Genomic DNA, 22,024 nt, shown 5'->3' with positions numbered 1-22,024 from the left:
CCTTCGCCGCCGGCGGCGGCTCTTCCCTCTCCCGGCGGGAGAGGGAAGGAGCGGCAAAGCCGCGGAAGGGTGAGGGGCGTCCACTCCCAACCCCAAAACCGATCGGCCACCCCATGACCATCACCATCGACGCCGGCTTCGACGGCGGCAACATCCGCCTCGTCTCGATCGACGGCGACCGCATCGACCTGGAGATCGCCAAGGATCACCAGTCGGACTTCTTCCAATGGTTCTCGTTCCGCGTCGCGGGCGCGCACGGCCGTCGGCTCACCTTCCGCATTCTCAACGCCGGCGAATCGGCCTATCCGTTCGGCTGGCCCGGCTACAAGACGCGCGCCAGCACCGATCGCGTCCACTGGCGGATGATCGACACCACATACGACAACGGCGTCCTCTCGTTCGACTATACGGTCGAGGGCCAGCTCGCCTGGTTCGCCTATTTCGCGCCCTATACGATGGAGATGCATCACGATCTCGTCGCGCGCACCGCGGCGAAGCCGGGCGTCGAGCACCGCCAATTGGGCACCACGCTCGACGGTCAGGCGATCGACTATTTCAAGATCGGCAACGGCCCCAAGCCCGTCTGGCTCCACGCCCGCCAGCACCCGGGCGAATCGATGGCCGAATGGTGGATGGATGGCGCGCTCGACTGGCTGACCAGCGATGCCGCCAAGTCCTTGCTGGAGAAAGCGACCGTCCACGTCGTCCCCAACATGAACCCCGACGGCACCCGCCGCGGCCATTTGCGCACCAATGCCGCGGGCGTGAACCTCAACCGCGAATGGCACGCGCCTTCGCCCGAACGCAGCCCCGAAGTGCTGTGCGTCCGTAACGCGATGGACGAGACCGGCGTCGCCTTCGCGATCGACGTCCATGGCGACGAGGCAATTCCGGCGAACTTCATCGCCGGTTTCGAAGGCATCCCCAACTGGACCGAGGAACACGGCGCCAAATTCTACGACTTCGGCCACCGCCTCGCCGCGCACACCCCCGATTTCCAGGTCGAAAAGGGTTATGAGAAATCGAGCGCCGGCAACGCCAATCTATCGATGTCGACGAACCAGCTCGCCCAGCGCTTCGGCGCGGTGTCGGTGACGCTGGAAATGCCGTTCAAGGATCACGATCCCAATCCCGACGATGAATATGGCTGGTCGGGCGAACGCTCTAAAGCGCTCGCCGTCTCGTGTCTCGAAGTGCTGACGGACATGATCGACACGATCTGACGTCTGGGATCGCAGTAAGGCGATTCACGCGAAGACGCTAAGACGCGAAGAGATACGCGCCTCGCCGCAGGCGCGGCCCTTCATCATCAACCGGTGGTTGATGGAACGCGACCGGAGCGACCGTGCGCGCCTTCTCCGCGTCTCCGCGTCTCCGCGTGAACACCCTTCTTCTCTTCGCGTCTTAGCGTCTTCGCGTGAATCAAAACCCGCGCTCCCCAACGCCCCGAAAAAGCCGATCAATCGACACGCGCGCCCCCACGCTCTATCCCCGCCCCGAACCACAGACCCCTCGACCCACGGGAGCCCGCATGCCTCGCCTAGTCCTGATCCGCCACGGCCAGTCCGCCTGGAACCTCGAAAACCGCTTCACCGGCTGGTGGGATGTCGACGTCACCGAAAAGGGCGCGGCCGAAGCGCGCGCCGCAGGCGAGCTGATGGCGGCCAAGGGCCTCGATTTCGACATGACCTTCACCTCGCTGCAGACGCGGGCGATCAAGACGCTCAACCTCGCGCTGGAAGCGATGGGCCGGCTGTGGCTGCCGGTCGAAAAGGACTGGCGCCTCAACGAACGCCACTATGGCGGCCTCACCGGGCTCGACAAGGCGGAGACGGCGGCGAAACACGGCGACGAGCAGGTTCACATCTGGCGCCGCAGCTTCGACATCCCCCCGCCCCCGCTCGAAACCGGCAGCGCCTACGACCTCAGCCAGGACCGCCGCTACGCCGGCATCGCCATTCCGCAGACCGAAAGCCTGAAGGACACGATCGCCCGCGTCCTCCCCTATTGGGAACAGCGGATCGCACCCGCGCTGAAGGATGGCCAACGCGTGCTGATCTCCGCCCATGGCAACTCCCTGCGCGCGCTGGTGAAGCACCTGTCGGGCATCTCGGACGACGACATCACCAGCCTCGAAATCCCCACCGGCCAGCCGATCGTCTACGACCTCGACGCCGACCTCAAGGCGACGGACCGCTACTACCTCAACGAGCGCTAAGCGCCCCGTCGCCCCCCTCCGTCATCCCGGCGCACGCCGGGATCCATGGACACGCAACGCCAATGGCGTCCGCACCATCAGCGGCACCGCATCCATGGATCCCGGCCTCCGCCGGGATGACGAGGAGGAACGCCCGCCTCCCCCTCTTCGTCATTCCCGCGAAGGCGGGAATCCAGACGCGCTACCGTCGCGCCTCCGGCCGAAACGTCAGAGGTTCTGGATTTCCGCCTTCGCGGGAATGACGACCGTGGGCGGCGGAGGCAGCAACGGCGCACCCAGCGCGCTGCATGTTGGACCCACCTCCCTCCAACCCCCTGCACCGAAACCCAAATTCCCCACCCCCTGTCCTACACCGCCATCGTCTGCGAAACCCCACCCGATGCCCGATCATCACCAAAGCGGAAACGATACCCCCCGGAGGTTTCCATTCAGGTGTTCATGTTGTCTATCTTTCCCCTACGGACGCGCGCTCCAGGGCGTTGCCCTCGCCGCCCGCCCCCGATAGACGACGGCCATGGACACTCCGCTGGTCGGCATCATCATGGGTTCGACGTCCGACTGGGACACGATGCGCGGCGCCGCCGACGTGCTCGCCGAGCTGGGCGTGCCGCATGAGACCAAGGTCGTCTCCGCGCACCGCACCCCCGATCGCCTGTACGATTACGCCAAGTCCGCCGCAGACCGCGGCCTGAAGGTCGTGATCGCCGGTGCCGGCGGTGCGGCGCATCTGCCGGGCATGGCCGCGGCGATGACGCATCTTCCCGTCCTCGGCGTCCCCGTTCAGAGCAAGGCCCTGTCGGGTCAGGACAGCCTGCTCTCGATCGTCCAGATGCCCGCCGGCATCCCCGTCGGCACGCTCGCCATCGGCAAGGCGGGGGCGACCAACGCCGGCCTGCTCGCCGCCGCGATCCTCGCGATCAACGACCCCGCGCTGTCGCAGCGATTGCAGGCCTGGCGCCAGCGCCAGACCGACGCCGTCGCGGATGAGCCCGCCTGATGCTGCCCCCCGGTTCGACGATCGGCATCCTCGGTGGCGGCCAGCTCGGCCGCATGCTCGCCGTCGCCGCCGCGCAACTGGGCTATCGCACCCACGTCCTCGCCCCCGATCGCGAAAGCGTCGCCGCGCAGACCGCCTCCAGCCTGACGCGCGCCGATTACCACAACCGCATCGTTCTCGCCGACTTCGCTGCCGCCTGCGACGTCGTGACGTACGAGTTCGAGAATATCGACGTGACGCCCGTCGAATGGCTCAGCCAGCGCGTTCCCGTCCACCCCAATCCCGCCGCGCTGCGCGTCGCGCAGGACCGGATCGCCGAAAAGCGCTTCGTCGAGACGGTCGGCGGCCGCCCCGCCCCCTGGGCGCCGGTGAATAACGAAGCCGACCTGATGGCCGCGCTCGATCGCATCGGCTATCCCGCGATCCTCAAGACCACGCGCTTCGGCTATGACGGCAAGGGGCAGGCGGTGATCCGCGACGCCGCCGACGCGACCGAAGCCTGGACGACCATCGGCGGCCCGGCGGTGCTCGAAGGCTTCATCGCCTTCACCCACGAATTTTCGATCTTGATCGCCCGCGGTCAGGACGGCGCAAGCGTCCGCTACGATCCGCCGCACAACGTCCACCGCGACGCGATCCTGCGCACCTCCACCGTCCCCGCACCGGGCGAGATTGTCGCGCAGGCCGAGGAAGCCACCGCCCTCGCCTGCCGCATCGCCGACGAACTCGGCTATGTCGGCGTCCTTGCCTGCGAATTCTTCGTGGGCAGCGACGGCCCGGTGTTCAACGAAATGGCCCCCCGCGTCCACAATTCGGGCCATTGGACGATCGAAGGCGCCGACACCTCGCAATTCGAAAACCACATCCGCGCCATCTGCGGCCTCCCCCTCGGCGCCACGACGCTGACGGGGCGGGAGGTGACCCTCGAAAACCTGATCGGCGACGATCCTTGGGAACCGGCCCTCACCCAGCCCGGCGCCCACCTCCACCTCTACGGCAAGGGCTCCGCCCGACCAGGGCGCAAGATGGGCCATGTGACGCGGGTCCTACGGAACAACGCGCAGTAGATTCGCCGGCTTGCCATCAACCGGCGCCATTGCCGGATTCGGGCGATGGGCTACCATAGCGCAGACCATGCCCCTCCCGTATCACCCGAAGCCCGGTACGATCGTCATCTGCGACTATTCGACCGGCTTTCGTCCACCGGAAATGATCAAGCGGCGTCTCGCCGTGACGATCTCGCCGAAGCTCAAACGGCGCAATGACCTCGTGACGGTGGTCCCGCTGTCCACCACCGCGCCGGTGCCGACCGAGAGCTGGCATGTCGAGATGCCGGAGGACATCCCCGAACCGTGGGGCCCCGGCCCGCGTTGGGCGAAGTGCGATATGGTCGCGACGGTGGGATATGCGCGACTCAATCTTCCGCACAGCAAACACCCCGTCACAGGCGCACGCCGATATCATCAGATCGAGATCGATCCGGCACAAGTCGATCGCCTGCGTCGTGCCGTGGCCGCTGCTATCGGACTGGTCATTGAAGCTTAAACCGCACGGCACTATATATGGCGGGTTCCTGCGCTGTCCGGTGTGCCGGGCATCAGGCTTAAGTCCGGAGCGATCCGGCAGGGTCTCTGGCGATGCAAGCTAGTGGCTCGATAAACCCCAGTCGGTCCGCCGACTGGGGTTTATCATTTCGGCCCTACCAAAAACCGAAACGGCCCGCCTTCCCTTCGGAAGACGGGCCGCCCGTTACCCTAACGAACCGCGCAATCAGCCGGTGCGCTTGCCGTTCAGCGGGAAGCTGCCGAACGCGCCCGCGCCGACGGTGCCGGTTAGCGTGTCGCCCTCGGCGGTCGCTTCGCAGTCGAGCGTCATCGGCATCGGCACGGTCATCTGCTGCTTCCAGCGGATCGTGTTGCCCGATACCTCGCCCGACACGTCGCTCGAGCCCATCGCGCCCGAAGCGGTGCCGGTGAAGCTGCTGCCGTCGCTCTGGACGGTCAACGTCAGATTTTGATCGCCCAGCGGCGACTTTACGGTGCAATCCCAGCTGCCATCGACATCGGCCATGCGCGTCTCTCCTTATTTCGCGGTGGTGGAGGGGGTTACATTGGCCACCGCGCTTGCCGGGATGACCTCGACCGGCAGGCCCAACGTGTCAAGCTGCGGCTTCACCTTGGCCGCATCGCCGACCACGATCCAGCTGAACTGGCCCGGCTTGATCGTCTGCGCCGCCGCGCTGCGCAATTCGGGCAGCGTCAGCGCGCGCAGCCGCGTCGGCAGCGTCGCGTAATAATCGTCGGGACGCTTCAGCAGGTCGTTGGTCTGCATCGCGCCGAGCACCGCCTGCGAGGTCTGGAACTGGCCGGGCAGCTGCAGGATCGCGCCGTTGATCGCCAGGCCATATTCGGTTTCGGTCATCGGCTTGGTCGTGACGAACTGCGTCACGTCCTCGCGCGCCGACGCGACCGACGGGCCGGTCTTGTCCGCCTGCACGCCTGCCTGCATCACATAAGGCGCAGCATATTCGGACACCTGGAACCGCCCGCCGGCGCCATAGGACCAGTGCTTCTCTTCGCGCAGATCCATGTTGAAGCGACTGAGGAAGCTGCCGCCGAGCGCGTCGTTCACGGTGTTGAGCGCCAGCAGGTCATCCGTGCCCTTCAGCCCGGTGCGCTGCGCACCGACGACGATCGACTGCGGGCTGTCCGGGCGATCGACCAGCACGATGCGCGGGGTCAGCGGCGGCTGCGCACCGCCGAACGTCTTGGTGCCGGGCGTGCCCGTGCCCTGCCAGTCGCCGAACCGCGCGTCGAGCGCCGCCTTCACCTCGCCCAGCGGCCGGTCGGAGACGACGAAGATCTTCGCCTTTTCGGGGCGCAGCCAAGCCTGTTCGAAGCGGCGCAGATCGGTGGGCGTCAGCGATGCCACCGCCACCGGATCGCCGGAGCCCTGCGCCTTGGCATAGGGCGTACCCGCCGCGAGCAGCCGCGTCGTCATCCGCGCCGCAAGCGCGCCGGGATTGGTCAGCTCCTGCTGGATGCCGGCAACCTGCTGCGCCTTGAAGCGCGCGACCTCGGCATCGGCATAGGTCGGGTGCCGCGCGACTTCCGCGAACAGGTCGAGCGCACCGTTCAGGTTCGCGCTCGGCACGCCCATGAACAGCGTGCTGCGATCGTTGCTGGCACCGGCGCTCAGCTGCATGCCCAGCCGCTCGCGCGCCTCGGCGAGCGCGTTGGCGTCGTAACGGTCGGTGCCCTCGTCCATCATCATCAGCGCGACGAGTTGCGTGCCCAGCTTGTCGGGCACGTCCGACGCATAGCCTGCATCGAAGCTCATCACCGCCTGCGTCACCGGCAGCGCGCTGCGCTGCGCATAGACGATTTCGATGCCGTTCTTCAGCCGCGCCCGCTCGATCTTCGGGAAGGTGAGGCCGGTGATCGCGCCCACGCCGGGCATCGCGCCGCGCGTGCCCTTGGCGGGCTGCGTCGGGGCTGCGACGACGTCCACCTTCGGCGGCACCTTGGCTTCGGCGTAGGCGTCGCGGGCGCCGGGGACGACGTTCACCGCCAGCACCGGACGGCTCAGCCACTTGTCCGCCGCGGCCTTCACGCTTGCCGGCGTTTGCGCGGCGAGCTCGGCCAGCTCCTTCTTGTAGAAGCCCGGATCGTTCGAATAGAGCGCGCCCTCCGCCAGCACCGATGCCTTGCCGTTCACCGATTCCAGGCTGCGCAGCCGCGCCGAGATCGTCGCGGTGACATAGCGCGACACCTCGTCCGCGGTCGGCCCGGTGCGCAGGAAGTCCGCGATCACCGCGTCCAGCCGCTGTGCCGCAACCGCCGGATCGACGCCCGGCCGCACCAGCCCGTTGATCGAGAACACGCCGATCTGCGCGAAGTCGCTGTTGTCGGCGCTCAGCTGCGTGAACAGCTTTTCCTTGCGCACCAGCTCGTTGGCGAAGCGCGACGAGGCCATGCCGCCCAGCACGCCCGCCGCGACGTCCAGCCCCGCGCTGTCCTTGTCGTTCAGGCCCGGCACCGCCCAGTTGCGCGACAGCATCGTCGCGGCGACGCGGTCCTTCAGCGTCACCGTCTTCGCCGCGGGCAGCGTGACCACCGGCGCAACCGGCAATTCGCTCTTGGGGCCCGGCTTGATGGCGCCGAAATACTTTTCGACCAGCGGCTTGGCGGTCGCGGCATCGATGTCGCCCGACAGCACCAGCACCGCATTGTTCGGGCCGTAATGGCTGCGGAACCAGTTCTTCACCGTCTCCAGGCTGGCGGCGTCGAGGTCCGCCATCGAACCGATCGTGTCGTGGCCGTACGGATGCGTCGTCGGGAACAGCCCCTCGGTCACCGCATAATCGAGCAGCCCGTAGGGGCGGTTGTCGCCCTGGCGCTTTTCGTTCTGGACGACGCCGCGCTGCTCATCGAGCACGCCTTGCGTGATCGCGCCGAGCAGATAGCCCATGCGATCGCTTTCCAGGAACAGCGCACGGTCCAGCGCGCCGGTCGGCACCGTCTCGAAATAATTGGTGCGATCGAAATAGGTCGTGCCGTTAAGGTCGGTCGCGCCGATCTGCTTCAGCGGCGCGAAGAAATCGCCCGGGGCATTTTCCGATCCGTTGAACATCAGATGTTCGAACAGATGCGCGAAGCCGGTCGAACCCTGCGGCTCGTGCTTCGACCCGACGTCATACCATACGCTGACCGCGACGACCGGCGCCTTGCGATCGGTGTGGACGATCACGCGCAGCCCGTTCTTCAGCGTGAACTGCTGGTAGGGAATGTTTACTTCCTTCACCAGCGCCGACACCGGCGCGGCCTTCACCGCTGCGGGCGTGGTCTGCGCGACGGCGGGCATCGCAAGCGCAAGCGTCGCGGCCCCGGCCAGCGCGGCAAATTTGATCGTCGTCATGCAATCCCCCCGAGAGCGTCCCGTAATGGACGTGAACGGCGGCGAGCATAGCCGCGCCCCGACAACTGGCAAGCGGTGTCGGATGAAACCATCGACGACTATTGTGTTGCACAAAGGCAACACTACATTCCTGCCCAGTTAGGAAGGGGTAAGTGATGAACCTCGAAAAGTTTACCGACCGCGCCAAGGGCTTTCTGCAATCGGCGCAAACCGTCGCGATCCGGATGAACCATCAGCGGATTGCGCCCGAACATCTGTTGAAGGCGCTGCTCGAGGACGAGCAGGGCATGGCCGCCGGACTGATCCAGGCGGCCGGCGGCGACGCGCGCCGCGCCACCGCGGACACCGACGCCGCGCTCGCGAAGATTCCCGCGGTCAGCGGCTCGGGCGCGCAACAGACGCCCGGTCTCGACAACGATACCGTCCGCGTCCTCGATTCGGCCGAACAGGTCGCGCAGAAAGCGGGCGACAGCTACGTCACCGTCGAACGGCTGCTGCTCGCCCTCGCGCTCGCGCAGACCACCGCCGCGGGCAAGGCACTCAAAACCGCCGGCGTCACTGCCGAGGGGCTGAACGCCGCGATCAACGACCTGCGCGGCGGCCGTACCGCCGACACCGCCTCGGCAGAGGATCGCTACGACGCGCTCAAGAAGTTCGCGCGCGACCTGACCCAGGCGGCGCGCGACGGCAAGCTCGACCCCGTGATCGGTCGCGACGAGGAAATCCGCCGCACCATCCAGGTGCTCGCGCGCCGTACCAAGAACAATCCCGTCCTCATCGGCGAACCCGGCGTCGGCAAGACCGCGATCGTCGAAGGCCTCGCGCTGCGCATCGCCAATGGCGACGTGCCCGATGGCCTGAAGGACAAGACGCTGATGGCGCTCGACATGGGCGCGCTCATCGCAGGCGCGAAATATCGCGGCGAGTTCGAAGAACGGCTGAAGGGCGTCATCGACGAGGTGAAGGGCGCCGAGGGCGACATCATCCTGTTCATCGACGAGATGCACCAGCTGATCGGCGCCGGCAAATCGGACGGCGCGATGGATGCGGGCAATCTGCTCAAGCCCGCGCTCGCCCGCGGCGAACTGCATTGCGTCGGCGCGACCACGCTCGACGAATATCGGAAATACGTCGAGAAGGACCCCGCGCTCCAGCGCCGCTTCCAGCCCGTGTTCGTCGGCGAACCGACGGTCGAGGATACGATCAGCATCCTGCGCGGCCTGAAGGACAAATATGAGATGCACCACGGGGTGCGGATCACCGACGGCGCGCTCGTGTCCGCGGCAACCCTGTCCAACCGCTACATCACCGACCGCTTCCTGCCCGACAAGGCGATCGACCTGATGGACGAGGCCGCCAGCCGCATCCGCATGGAGGTGGAGTCGAAGCCTGAGGAGATCGAAAGCCTCGATCGCCGCATTCTGCGCCTGAAAATCGAGCGCGAGGGCCTGCGCCGCGAAACCGATGCGGCCAGCGTCGATCGGCTCGAAACGCTGGAGGGCGAACTCGCCAACCTCGAACAGCAATCGGCCGAACTGACCACGCGCTGGCAGGCGGAAAAGGACAAGATCGCCGGCGAAGCCAAGCTCAAGGAACAGCTCGACGCCGCGCGGCTCGAACTCGAGCAGGCGCAGCGCGGCGGCGACCTCGCCAAGGCGGGCGAGCTCTCCTATGGCCGCATCCCCGCGCTCGAAAAGCAGCTCGCCGAAGCGCAGGGCGCCACCCAGGGCGCGATGCTGCGCGAGGAAGTCACCGCCGACGACATCGCCGGCGTCGTCAGCCGCTGGACCGGCGTTCCCGTCGACCGCATGCTGGAAGGCGAGCGCGAAAAGCTGCTCAAGATGGAGGAGGTACTCGGCGCCCGCGTCATCGGCCAGTCCGATGCGGTGCGTGCCGTCTCCACCGCCGTCCGCCGCGCCCGCGCGGGTCTACAGGACCCGAACCGGCCTCTGGGCAGCTTCCTGTTCCTCGGGCCGACGGGCGTCGGCAAGACCGAACTCACCAAGGCGCTCGCCGAATTCCTGTTCGACGATCCCGCCGCGATGGTGCGCATCGACATGAGCGAATTCATGGAGAAGCACGCCGTCGCCCGCCTGATCGGCGCGCCTCCCGGCTATGTCGGCTATGAGGAAGGCGGCGTGCTGACCGAAGCGGTGCGGCGCCGGCCCTATCAGGTCGTGCTGTTCGACGAGGTGGAGAAGGCGCACGGCGACGTCTTCAACGTGCTGTTGCAGGTGCTCGACGACGGCCGCCTGACCGACGGTCAGGGACGCACCGTCGATTTCAGCAACACGATCATCATCCTGACGTCCAACCTCGGCAGCCAGTATCTGGCGAACCTCGAGGATGGCCAGTCGGTCGACAGCGTCGAACCGCAGGTGATGGAGATCGTCCGCGCCCACTTCCGCCCGGAATTCCTCAACCGGCTGGACGAGATCATCCTCTTCCACCGCCTGGGGCAAAGCCACATGGGCCCGATCGTCGACATCCAGGTCGCCCGCGTCGCGAAGCTGTTGGCGGATCGCAAGATCGGGCTGGAGCTGACGGATGCGGCACGCGAATGGCTCGGCCGAGTCGGCTACGACCCGGTCTACGGCGCCCGCCCCCTCCGCCGCGCTGTCCAACGCCACCTCCAGGACCCCCTCGCCGAGGCGATCCTGCGGGGCGAAGTGAAGGACGGATCGACGGTGAAGGTGGATGAGGGAGATGGAAAGCTGGTGCTGGATGTAGCGTAAACAAAAAGGGGCGGCCTCCTCGCGGAAGCCGCCCCATTTTTTGTCTAGCGGTCGGTTTAGAAATCGACCTTAGCGCCGAAGCGGAAGTAGCGCCCGATGAACAGGCTGTCGCCCCACGCCGGGTTGAACTGATACAGGCCGTATGCCGCGTTCGGATCGTACGACGGCTTCCTGTCGAGCAGGTTCTTTACGTCGAGATAGAAGGTGAACTTGTCCTGCACCTTAATCTCGGCGTGGCCGTCCATGTAGAACACCGACTTCGACCGGCACTGCACCGGATCGCCGTTGTTGTAGCTGACCAGCTGCCCCGTTGCGGCGCTACCTGCACAATCACCATAGATGCCGAGCGAGTCGGTTGCGACAGACGAATAGCTGCTGGTGTAATAGGACGTCAGACTGACGTTGCCGCGGCCATTGAAGTCCAACGTGTTCTGCCACGACGCACGCCATTTCGGCGCACCCGAGCAAGACGAGATGTTACAGGGGCCGAGTGTCCCATCATAACGCTGTACCGTACCGTCCTCTAGCGTCTGCTGCAGGCGCAGTAGGTGCGACGCATTCGCAGTGGAGACCCACTTGACGTCCGCGGTGATCGGGAAGTTTACGCTTGCCGAGAAGTCAATGCCGCGAACAAGATAGGTATCGGCATTCTTGTATGACCCGCTTGCGAAGCCGAGCAGCGGCAACGCGTTCGGATTCTGCTGGTCGGCAACGCCCGGCGTCAGCGTGATACCCGGCGCCGTCACTTGGCCGTTGTTGGTGTAGTATTGCGTGATCTGATCCGCGCTGACCTGCGCCGCGATGATCACGTTGTTGATCTTGGTCTGATAATAATCGACCGTGAAGGTGACGTTGCGCACCGGCGTCAGCACGACACCGCCCGTGAAGCCTTCGGTCGTTTCGGGCTTCAGGTTCGCATTGCCGCTTGACGTCAGGCCATAGGAATAGCCGCCCTGATAGTAGGACGGGTTGCTCTTATGCGCCGCGCAGAACGCGGCGTAGGTGGCCGACGCGCAGTTGATCGTCGCGTTAACATAGCCGGTGGTCGGCAGCGCGAACGACTCGCTGAAGCTCGGGATACGGAAACCGCGCGAATAGGTGCCGCGCAGCTTGATCTGTTCGATCGGCCGGAATTCCGCCTCGAACTTCGGCGAAAAGCGGCTCTGGCCGGTCGAATAATGATCGTACGATCCTTCGGCCTTGACCTTCAGCGAATCGAGGATCGGTGCGGTGATTTCGTAACCAGCCGACCAGACGTCGCGTTTGCCCGATACACCCACCGCATTGATGCCGAAATAGCGTGCGTTCGGATTGACGTTGTTGGCCGGGTTCGCACTCGGATTGTTGATCTCTTCATGCCGATACCCGCCGATGACGGCGACGTTGAAGCGACCGCCCGGCAGCGTGAACAGGTCCTTGTTCACCGATGCCTGGACCTGACCCAGCTTCGAGAACGAGGTGTTACGGTTCTCCGGGAACACCTGTGCCGTCTGCGCCGCCGTATTCTGCGTCTGGTCGACGAAGTTATACGTACCTTGCGCGATAGCGTTCAACAGGCCTTGAAGATAAATGTAGCCGTTGTTGATCGTCTGAAGGGTGACCTTCGAGGCCGTGGCTGCCACGTTGTAATTGAAACCATCGCCGAACACACCATTGATGCCCGCCGAGAAGCGATACGTCTTGGTGTTGGTCGAGGTGTTCCGCGTCGTCTGGGGCAATGCGACGAGGCGCGCGAGCTGCCCCTGAGCCGCGAACGGGTTGTTCGGGTTCAGCGTGCCGTTGGCTGCGGTGCAGCCATTGGCGACGATTGCATTGGTCAGGCCGCCGACTGTGCCGATCGATCCCACGCCGCCGGCGCAGACATAGGCCGGCAGCAGGATGCTGCTGACGGTCGCCTGAAGGCCGCCAGCAGCCGTCTGACCCGTAAAGCCCTGCGGACCGGAATTATTATCGCTGGTCGTTGTGTTGTAATAGTTGAACATCGCGTAGACTTCGGTGTCCGCGCCGAGGCGACCCGTCGCCCGGATCGTCGCACCCTTGCGCTCGATATTCGAATTGTACGCGCGATATTCGTTGACCAGATCTTCCTGGCAGACCGTGGCCGGGGTCGAACCAGCAATAGGATTGTCAGCGGCAGCCGACGCAGCGCGTTCCGCCGCGGTGATCGTATGCGCCTGCAAGCCTTGGCAGCCGAGTGCCGGGTTCAGCAGCTGATAGCCACCAAGCGAGGCACCCGTGGTCGGATCGTACGGACGGACGAAGGGCACACGAGTTGATTGGAAGCCGTTATAGGTACCATCGTACTGGATACCATTACGGATGCCGTTGGTCAGACAGCCCTGCGCCGTGGTGCCGCAGATGCGGCTCTGGTCGGCGGTATTGAACGGGTAGCCGCGGTTGCGCAGGAATAGCGGGTCGCTCTTCTGGTACTCGCCATTGACGTAGACGTTGAAGCCCTGGCTATCGAGATCGCCATAGCCCGCCGTGCCGCTGATCCGCTGCTCGCCGTTATCGCCGCGCTGCGAGATACCGGCCGAGGCGTTGAGATGCACGCCAGTGACTTGCCGCTTGATGATGACGTTGACGACGCCCGCGATCGCGTCCGAACCGTAGGTCGCCGACGCGCCGTCGAGCAGCGTATCGATGCGATCGACCACCGAGCCGGGAATCGTATTGATGTCGACGAAGTTGCGATAACCGTCGTCGGCGAGCGGGAATGGTGCGGTGCGCAGGCCGTCGAACAGGGTCAGCGTATAGGCATTGTTCAAACCGCGCAGCGATGGCGAGCTTGCACCCGTCGCAAAGCCGAACGACGACCAGCTCGGCGGCACGGTACCGGCATTGTTGGCGGTCAGCAGCTGCAACGCGTCGGCGACCGTCGTGACGCCGCGATTCTGTAGGTCCTGCGCCGACACGGAGATGACCGGCGAGGCCGTTGCCGCAGCCGGATTACGGACGATCGATCCGGTAACGATGATGTCAGCGCCGCTCGCCGGCGTATCCTGCGACGTCTGCGCTGCCGCAGCGGTCGCATCCGCGGCCGTCGTCGTATCCGTCGTGGCCTGAGCCGAAGCCGTGCCGGCGTACAAAAGCGCGAACGGCGTCACGGCTGCAAGCAGCGCGGCCTTGCGCGTCGAACGGGTGAAAGCTGTCATCATGGTCCCTTTTGCTTGCCCCAGCCCGCTCCCCCGAAGATCGCTGGACAAAGGCTGCTGCGCCCTCCCTTCGCCGCCAAGCGACGCAGGAACGACATGGGACAGAAATGATCCGACACATTTCAGCTGTAAACAGACCGATCCGGACTAAGATACGTTTAGCCGAGCCTGTAGCAAAAATGCCACGTTTGCGGCCCCGTTTCTCCTATTCAACCGGACGGGTGCCGCTTTTTGCAGCGGCAGGAAGGCGCCCGCTTCTTTTTTGTACAGCAATGCTGCCACTTCAAAGCACACAAAAAAGGGGCGACTCCGCAGAGCCGCCCCGTCCTTGAGTCGCCGCCCCTTCGCTAGGGGCGGAACAATCGCGTTTAGAAACCGAACTTCACGCCCGCGCGATACTGGCGGCCAAAGATGCCGTCGCCGCCCTGGACGGCGTTGTACAGATACGCACCGTAGGTGACCGGATCGATCGGAGGCAGGCGATTGAAGACGTTCAGGACGTTCACGTAGAACGAGAACTTGTCGTTCACGCGGAACGTCGCGTTTGCATCCGCCGTGATGTAGCTCTTCACGCGGCATCCCGAATAGGCCGGTGCCTGACCGCAGTCCTTGTACGCATCGCCCTGGTCCATCGCCGACAGGTCGTAGCCCGACGTGTAGTTGACGGTGCCGGTCAGCGCGAAATCGCCAAAGTCGAACGTGTTGGCCCAGTTGCCCTTCCACTCGAACGTGCCCGAACCGGCCGTCAGGTTGAAGTTGCCGAGCGTGTCGACATAGGTCTGGCGCACGCCATCGACGGTGGTGCTCAGCTCCAGGATGAGGCTGGCGTTCAGCGCCGTGGTCCACTTCACGCCGCCGAAGTTGACGAAGCCGTTGGCGCCGAAATCGATGCCTTCCGACTTGATCGTCTGCGCGTTGATCAGCTGCGAGCGGACGAACGCGATCTTGGGCTTGGCGGTCGGGTTGTTGACGTCGACCGCGTCGGCGATGACGTCGAACCCGGCGGGGATCGCGTTGCCCGCATAATAGGCCGCGATCGCCGGCGACAGATCCGGCGTGGTGATCGCGCCGGTCTTGCGGATGTTGTAGTAATCGACCGTGAACGACAGGCTGCGGATCGGCTCGAACTTGATGCCGGCGGTGAAGCTGCGCGACTTTTCAGGCTGCAGGTTCGGCGATGCCAACGTGGTCTGACCGATCGAATAGGCCGTGATGTACGACGAGCAGGCGGTCGGTGCCGCGACCGAACACGGCGTGGTCGAACCGCGGTTGGTGTACTGCGCCAGGAACGCGGCCGGGATGCTCGACAGCTGCTGCGTCACGTAACCCGTCGTCGGCAGGGCATTCGCCTCGCCGAACGAGGGGATGCGGAAGCCGCGCGAATAGGTGCCACGCACGGTGACCTGACGGATCGGGTTGAAGATCGCGCCGAACTTCGGCGAGAAGGCGCTCTGACCGGTCGAATAATGGTCGTAGCGGCCCGAGGCGTTCAGCGTCAGCTGGTCGAGGATCGGCGCGTTGATTTCGCCGAACGCCGAGGTGACGGTGCGGTTGCCGCTGGTGCCGAAGGCGTTCAGACGGAAATAGCGCTGCGTCGGGCCGTTGGTGTCCGGGTTGCCGCTGGGGGCGTCGACCGCTTCGTAGAAGATCGAGCCACCGAGCGCCACGCGCAGGTCGCCACCCGGCAGCGCCATCAGCGCCTTACCCAAGGTGAACTGCGCCTGGTACAGATCCGACGAGCTGTTGTTGATGAACTGCGGCGTCAGATAGTCGCGCACCGCCTGGCTGTTCTGGCCAGGGTTGATGAAGTTGTAGCTGCCGTCGTTGATCACATCGAGCAGGTGCTGGATGTAGACGTAGCCGTCGGTGCGACGACGCAGGTCGGTGTGCATCGCGGTGGCATCGACGCGATAGTCGACGTCGCCGAACACGGTGCCGTTGATGCCCATCGCGGCGCGATAGACGCGGCTGCGGGTCTCGTTGAACTCACGCTCGTTGGCGAGCGTGCCGACGATGCGCGCCACCTGGCCCAGCCCCGCGAACGGGTTGTTCGGGTTGAGCGTGCCGTTCGCCGCGGTGCAGGCCGCGGTGGTGCCGCGCGGGCAGATGTAGACCGGCAGCGCCAGGATCGCCGAACGCGGATCGATCGACGGCGTCGGGCCCTGCGAGGTCGAATATTGCGGGAAGAGGATGCCCGCCGGTGCGTTGGCGCGGATCGTCGCCGGAACGCCCGTGTAGCTCGACGTCGACTGCTGGAAGTTGACCTGGAAATAGGCTTCCGACGTGTCGCCGACCTTGGCGGTGAACTTCGCCGAACCGCCGAAGCGTTCGATGTCCGGGGTCACGTTGCCGTACAGGTTCTGGGTGTCGACCTGGCAGACGGTGCCCGGTGCGGTCGGGTTGTTGGCGAGGTCGGTCGCGGTCAGGTTGTACGGCGTGCCGACGACGCAGCCCAGCGCCGGGTTCAGGAACTGGTAACGGCCCAGCGCGGTCGTGTTGGTCGCATCGGCAGGACGGACGTAGAAGTTGCCGGTGCCGATCGAGAAGCCGGGCAGCGTGCCGTTCGGGCCGACGCTGTTGGCGATGTTGTTCGGGCCGCACACCGTGGTGCCGGTGCGGTTGCTGCACAGGCTGCGCTCGTCGCTCGAATTGTACGGCGCCGGCAGCGACGACGCCTTCACGCCCTCGCTGCGGTAATAGAAGCCGCTGATATAGGCGTTATAGCCCTTCTCATCGAGATCGCCGGTGCCGGCGGTCAGCGACAGACGCTGGTTGGCGTTATAGCCACGCTCCGCGATGCCCGCTTCGACGCGGCCGGCGATGCCCTGGAACGAGCGCTTGGTGATGATGTTGACCACGCCCGCGATCGCGTCCGCGCCATAGCTGGACGAGGCGCCGTCGCGCAGCACGTCGACGCGCTCGACGATGTCGTCCGGGATAGTGTTGAGGTCGACGAAGTTGCGCGAACCGTCATCCGACAGCGGATAGTAAGCGGCGCGCAGGCCGTCGAACAGCACCAGCGTCGAGTTGGTCGACAGGCCGCGCAGCGACACCGACGATGCGCCCGAAGCGAACGCGCCGTTGGCGGTGAACGAATTGGTCAGCGCCGGGCCATTGTTCGACGACAGCGCCTGGATGCCCGCCTGCACGGTGTTGATGCCGCGCACGTCGAGGTTCTCGGTCGTGATCGTGCTGACCGGCGACGGGCCGGCATCGGCGCCGCGGATGATCGAGCCGGTGACGACGATGTCGTTGCCGGTCGACTGTTCCTGCGGCTGTTCCGGGGTCTGCGGTGCAGCGGCAGCGGTCTGATCCGACGAATCGGTGGTCGGCTGCGGAGCCGGAGTGGTCTGCGCCGCGGCGACGCCGGCGGACAGCAGCACGAACGGCGTCGCGGCGGCGAGCAGGGCCGCCTTTCGCGTAAAGCGGTACATCGTGGTCATCGTCTTCCCTCGCTTGACCCGGATGTGTCGGCCCGTTGTGACGGTGCCGGTTCCAGGCATGGCCAAGCCCCCTCAAGCCGCATTCGGCTTCCAAAGGACATGGGACAGGAATGCGTTCACGTATTTGGGGTGTAAAGCCGTCATTCATCCGCGCTCCATCTTTGCGCGCTGGTGTCGCCGAAATGACACAATGACTGCCCTGCAAGGCGGGACGAAGCGAGAATCCTGCCCGGCGACGGGCAGAACGCACCGACAGGCATCATGGTTCACCGGTCGGGCAATTTGTTCCGAAACGGCTTTTTATCATAGGTTTATGTCGCTACGTGTGGCGAAGCACCCACATCGTCCGGTCCTCTCAGCCTGCGCCTGCTCCTTGGGACCAGTTGTCCGCATGCTGACCTAATGGCCTGGTTTGGTCGCCGCCTGACCGCCACTCCCCGCCATGTCCTAGTCGAAAAGGATAGGACACCTACTATGCCCTGCCTGTGCGTCACGCGGCTCCACTGCCGCGCCCTGCGAGCGCGCGCGCCATCGTCCGATCGTGAAAAAACCGGCTTACTTTGCCGGCATCGCCCCCGCGACGAGCATCGGGTCGAGGCGCGCATCGCGCCAGCGCAGGCTCCAGTGCAGGTGGGGACCGGTCGCGCGCCCGGTCTTGCCGACCGCGCCGATCACCTGTCCCTGCCGGACGTGATCGCCCACCGCCACATTGATACGCGACAGATGCAGGAACGCGCTGTTCAGCCCCATGCCATGGTCGATCATCAGCAGATTGCCCTCCAGCGTGAAGGGATGGTCTGCGGCCAGGATCACGACGCCGTCCGCCGGCGCGACGACGGGCGCGCCGACTGGGAGCGCGACGTCGGTACCCGAATGATAGGCGCCCGGCTCGCCGCGATAGACGCGCTGCGACCCGAACCAGCCTGAAATGCGGCCGATCGCCGGCCAGACGAACCGCTGCCGCCACCCCTGCGCGTCGGTCTCGATCGCGCGTGCCGCGGCGATCTGAGCGAGTTCGGGCGGGCGCAGCTGCGCCATCACCGGATCGGGCGCCGGAAAGCGTGGAAGGGTATTGAGCCGCTCGATCCGCCACGCGCGCGGCGCGACAGCGAGCAACTGCACGACGTGGCGTCCATCAGCCAGCGTCGCGTCGAGCGTCGCGGAAGGGCCCGCGTCCCGGTCAAAGCCGACGATGACCCGCCCATCCGGCGCCACCGTCAGCGGCTTGCCATCGAGCGTAACCGATATGGTGCCGACGGGCGCCTGACCGGCGATCAGGCCCCCTTGCGTCGGCACGCCATTCCAGCGGAACGCGGCAGACGTCGCGGGCGGGGTCTGGGCCAGCGCAACGCCCGTCGCGCCCGACGCCGCCAGTGCCACCGCCAGCCAGCGCCTCATTGCGGACGCATCGCCTCGCTGGCGATCGCGGCGGTCGCATAGGCTTCCTGCTTGGCGACGCTCCAATAGCGCAGCAGGTCGATCGGCACGCGCGCCCCGCTCACCGCGCAGGTCACATGGTCGCCGGGCGACAGCACCCGAAAGCCATTGGCCATATAGTGCAGCCGCGCGGGCCGGTCGGAATTGGAAACGAGCATGTCTTGTGTTCCTGTCAGAGCCCGAATCTCAGGGCGCGGATGTCACAGCCCAAGTGTTACAAAAGCGTCGGCTGGTCGGGTTTAGGGGCGACATAGGCGCGCGCCGCCTTGCGCTCAACCTTGGGGCGCTCAACCTTGGCCGGCACCGGGGCGGGCGCGGGCGTCGGCTCCGGCGCAACGTCGCCCACCACCGCATCGACGCTGTCGTCGCGGAAGCGCAGCGTCACCGCGCCCGCCTCGCGCACCGCCGCCGCCGAGGACAGCGTCGTGCCGTCGCGCGCCGTCACCCGCGCATAGCCGCGATCGAGCACCGCATCGGGGTTGAGCGACTGCACCAGGCGCCACGTCGCCGCCAGCCGCTCGCGGCCGCGTTCCACCTGCCGCTCCAGCACCGCCGGCCGCAGCGCGCCCGCCGATCGATCGAGGCTACCACGCGCCAGCGTCACCCGCCGCTCGAGGCCCCGGTCCAGCCGCTGCCCGGCATCGTCGGCGCGCTGCCGCTGCGGCCCCAGCAGCGCCTCGCGCTTCGGCAGCAGCCGGGCGAGCGCGGTCAGCCGCTCGCGCCCGCGCTCGACATAGCGGTTGGCGCACCGCTGCGTCCGGCTGCCGTGGCTCTGGATCGTGTAGCGAAGGTCGGCGAGCACCGGCACCGCCAGCTCGGCGGCCGCCGTCGGCGTCGGCGCACGCAGATCGGCGGCGAAATCGCACAAGGTCGTGTCCGTCTCATGCCCCACGGCGGAGATGATCGGGATCGTACAGTCGGCGACCGCGCGTACCACCACCTCTTCGTTGAACGCCCACAGATCCTCGATCGACCCGCCGCCGCGCGCGACGATGACGAGATCGGGCCGCGGCACCGATCCGTCCGCCGTGATGGCATCGAACCCGCGCACCGCCGCCGCGACTTCTTCTGCGGCGCCCTGCCCCTGCACCTTCACCGGCCAGACGATGACATGGCTCGGACAGCGGTCCTCCAGCCGGTGCAGGATATCGCGGATCACCGCGCCGGTCGGCGACGTCACCACCCCGATCGTATGCGGCAGATACGGCAGCCGCACCTTGCGCTCGCGATCGAACAGGCCCTCGCCCGCCAGCTTCGCCTTCAGTTTCTCGAACAGCGCCATCAGCGCGCCCGCGCCGGCCAGCTCCATCCGTTCGATGACGATCTGATATTTTGATCGGCCGGGATAGGTGGTCAGCTTGCCGGTCGCGATCACCTCGATCCCGTCCTGCGGCGCAAAGGCGAGCGCGTTCACCTGCCCCTTCCACATCACGCCGTCGATCACCGCGGCATCGTCCTTCAACGCCAGATAGACGTGGCCCGATGTGGCGCGCTTATAGCCCGAAATCTCGCCGCGCAGCCGGACGTGGCCGAACTCGCCCTCCACCATACGCTTCAGCTTGAAGCTCAGCTCGCCCACCGACAGCGCGAGCGCGTTGTCGCCGGGGCGCTCCTCGGCTAGCAGCCGGGCATCATCGGTATCGGATAGGAACTCTGGCATGAACGTCCTGCTGCTGGGCTCAGGCGGCCGCGAACACGCTTTGGCGTGGAAACTGGCGCAATCGCCGACCCTCGATACGCTCTACGCCGCGCCAGGCAACCCCGGCATTGCAGCCCATGCGACGTGCGTCGCCCTCGACGCGACGGATCACGCCGCGGTGATCGATTTCGTGCGGGCGCAAGCGATTGGCCTCGTCGTGATCGGCCCCGAAGCGCCGCTGGTCGACGGCCTCGCCGACAGTCTGCGTGCCGCGGGCGTGCCCGTCTTCGGCCCGAGCAAAGCCGCCGCGCAGCTGGAAGGGTCGAAGGGATTCACCAAGGATCTGTGCCGCCGCGCCGACATCCCGACCGCCGGCTATGTCCGCGTGAACTCCCGTGCCGAGGCGGACGCCGCGCTCGCCGCGACCTTCGGCTATCCCGTCGTCATCAAGGCGGACGGCCTCGCCGCCGGCAAGGGCGTGGTGATCGCGACCAGCGAGGCGGAGGCGACACAGGCGTTCGACGCGATGTTCGCCCACGGCGACGCACCCGTCGTGCTCGAGGAATTCCTGGACGGCGAAGAGGCCAGCCTCTTCGTCCTGACCGACGGCACCGCCCTCATCCCCTTCGGCAGCGCGCAGGACCACAAGCGCGTCGGCGAGGGCGATACCGGCCCCAACACCGGCGGCATGGGCGCCTACAGCCCCGCCCCCGTCCTCACCCCTGCCCTGCAGGAGCGTGCGATCGCCGAAATCGTCGCACCCACCGTCAAGGCGATGCGCGATGAGGGCATGCCGTTCAGCGGCGTCCTCTACGCCGGGCTGATGCTGACGCGCACCGGCCCCAAGCTGATCGAATATAACGCCCGCTTCGGCGACCCCGAATGCCAGGTGCTGATGATGCGCTTCCAAGGCGATCTGCTCGCGGTGATGCTGGCGACCGCCGAAGGCCGGCTCGCGCTGCTCGGCGACGTCGCGTTTTCGGACGACACCGCGATGACCGTCGTCCTCGCCGCCGCGGGCTATCCGGGCACCCCCAAAGCCGGCGGCGCGATCCACGGTATCGATGCGGCGGAAGCGACCGGCGCAATCGTCTTCCAGGCAGGCACGAAGCAGTCCGGCGACACGCTGGTCGCCTCCGGCGGCCGCGTCCTCGCGGTGACCGCCACCGGCCCCGACATCCGTGCCGCCCGAGACGCGGCGTACCGCGGCGTCGACGCGATCGACTTCGCCGACGGCTTCTGCCGCCGCGACATCGGCTGGCGCGAACTGGCACGGTAAGGCGCGCGCCCGACACACCCACACCCCCGCCGACGCCCACACCCGCCGTCATTCCCGCGAAGGCGGGAATCCAGACACGCTACCCTCGCGCCTCAAGCCGAAACGTCAGAGGTTATGGATTCCCGCCTGCGCGGGAATGACGGAGAATCGGGGGGTAACGGCAGACAAAAAAAGGCCCGCCGGATCGCTCCGACGGGCCTTTTG

Annotated in this window: 14 protein-coding genes; 7 read left to right on the top strand and 7 right to left on the bottom strand. The window is 66.2% G+C overall.

Annotated elements, in window-relative coordinates; genetic code table 11:
• Positions 1-113: 113 nt before the first annotated feature.
• The 5 genes from ACGVWT_RS09135 (at position 114) to ACGVWT_RS09115 (ending at position 4,760) form a co-directional block, all read left to right on the top strand.
• Positions 114-1,223 (top strand): M14-type cytosolic carboxypeptidase, encoded by a 1,110-nt coding sequence (locus ACGVWT_RS09135; RefSeq protein ID WP_315460826.1) that lies wholly within the window; start codon positions 114-116, stop codon positions 1,221-1,223.
• A 308-nt stretch (positions 1,224-1,531) separates the two neighbouring features.
• Positions 1,532-2,218: a 2,3-diphosphoglycerate-dependent phosphoglycerate mutase gene (gene gpmA / locus ACGVWT_RS09130; protein ID WP_315460827.1), complete on the top strand. Its 687-nt coding sequence runs from the start codon at positions 1,532-1,534 to the stop codon at positions 2,216-2,218.
• A gap of 514 nt (positions 2,219-2,732) precedes the next feature.
• Positions 2,733-3,215 (top strand): 5-(carboxyamino)imidazole ribonucleotide mutase, encoded by a 483-nt coding sequence (purE, locus tag ACGVWT_RS09125; protein WP_116460308.1) that lies wholly within the window; start codon positions 2,733-2,735, stop codon positions 3,213-3,215.
• Positions 3,215-4,282 (top strand): 5-(carboxyamino)imidazole ribonucleotide synthase, encoded by a 1,068-nt coding sequence (locus tag ACGVWT_RS09120; RefSeq protein ID WP_315460828.1) that lies wholly within the window; start codon positions 3,215-3,217, stop codon positions 4,280-4,282. Before purE ends, ACGVWT_RS09120 begins: the two co-directional genes overlap by 1 nt.
• 67 nt (positions 4,283-4,349) lie before the next feature.
• Complete coding sequence (locus tag ACGVWT_RS09115) at positions 4,350-4,760, top strand: type II toxin-antitoxin system PemK/MazF family toxin (protein WP_315460829.1); 411 nt, start codon at positions 4,350-4,352, stop codon at positions 4,758-4,760.
• Positions 4,761-4,985: 225 nt separating this feature from the next.
• On the opposite strand, the gene ACGVWT_RS09110 is transcribed toward ACGVWT_RS09115, so the two are convergent.
• A complete protein-coding gene (locus ACGVWT_RS09110) occupies positions 4,986-5,285 on the bottom strand; it encodes a hypothetical protein (protein ID WP_315460830.1) in 300 nt (99 codons plus the stop codon).
• Between the two features lie 12 nt (positions 5,286-5,297).
• Positions 5,298-8,132 carry a pitrilysin family protein gene (locus ACGVWT_RS09105; protein ID WP_315460831.1) on the bottom strand — a complete coding sequence of 945 codons (2,835 nt, stop codon included), beginning with the start codon at positions 8,130-8,132 and terminating at the stop codon, positions 5,298-5,300.
• 155 nt (positions 8,133-8,287) lie between these two features.
• Here ACGVWT_RS09105 and clpB point away from each other — a divergent pair, with 155 nt between their 5' ends.
• Positions 8,288-10,867 (top strand): ATP-dependent chaperone ClpB, encoded by a 2,580-nt coding sequence (gene clpB, locus ACGVWT_RS09100; protein ID WP_315460832.1) that lies wholly within the window; start codon positions 8,288-8,290, stop codon positions 10,865-10,867.
• A gap of 56 nt (positions 10,868-10,923) precedes the next feature.
• Here clpB and ACGVWT_RS09095 read toward each other — a convergent pair whose 3' ends face one another.
• The 5 genes from ACGVWT_RS09095 to xseA all read right to left on the bottom strand — a co-directional run bounded on the left by ACGVWT_RS09095 (position 10,924) and on the right by xseA (position 20,562).
• The gene (locus ACGVWT_RS09095; RefSeq protein WP_315471934.1) at positions 10,924-14,025 is read right to left on the bottom strand and encodes a TonB-dependent receptor domain-containing protein; all 3,102 of its coding nucleotides are present in this window, start codon (positions 14,023-14,025) and stop codon (positions 10,924-10,926) included.
• Positions 14,026-14,390: 365 nt separating this feature from the next.
• Complete coding sequence (locus tag ACGVWT_RS09090) at positions 14,391-17,465, bottom strand: TonB-dependent receptor domain-containing protein (RefSeq protein ID WP_315460834.1); 3,075 nt, start codon at positions 17,463-17,465, stop codon at positions 14,391-14,393.
• A gap of 555 nt (positions 17,466-18,020) precedes the next feature.
• Positions 18,021-18,863 (bottom strand): M23 family metallopeptidase, encoded by an 843-nt coding sequence (locus tag ACGVWT_RS09085; protein ID WP_315460835.1) that lies wholly within the window; start codon positions 18,861-18,863, stop codon positions 18,021-18,023.
• Positions 18,860-19,060: a DUF2093 domain-containing protein gene (locus tag ACGVWT_RS09080; protein WP_315460836.1), complete on the bottom strand. Its 201-nt coding sequence runs from the start codon at positions 19,058-19,060 to the stop codon at positions 18,860-18,862. Before ACGVWT_RS09080 ends, ACGVWT_RS09085 begins: the two co-directional genes overlap by 4 nt.
• A 56-nt stretch (positions 19,061-19,116) precedes the next feature.
• Entirely contained in the window at positions 19,117-20,562 is a 1,446-nt protein-coding gene (gene xseA, locus ACGVWT_RS09075) for an exodeoxyribonuclease VII large subunit (protein ID WP_315460837.1), read from the bottom strand.
• Here xseA and purD point away from each other — a divergent pair.
• Positions 20,561-21,820 carry a phosphoribosylamine--glycine ligase gene (gene purD / locus ACGVWT_RS09070; RefSeq protein ID WP_315460838.1) on the top strand — a complete coding sequence of 420 codons (1,260 nt, stop codon included), beginning with the start codon at positions 20,561-20,563 and terminating at the stop codon, positions 21,818-21,820. The two genes, xseA and purD, sit on opposite strands and share 2 nt — an antisense overlap.
• Positions 21,821-22,024 lie beyond the last annotated feature (204 nt).

It is taken from the genome of Sphingomonas sp. S6, assembly GCF_043498045.1.
Taxonomy (GTDB): domain Bacteria; phylum Pseudomonadota; class Alphaproteobacteria; order Sphingomonadales; family Sphingomonadaceae; genus Sphingomonas.
Note: the sequence above shows the minus strand (reverse complement) of the source record. Positions and strands in the feature narration are given on the sequence as shown.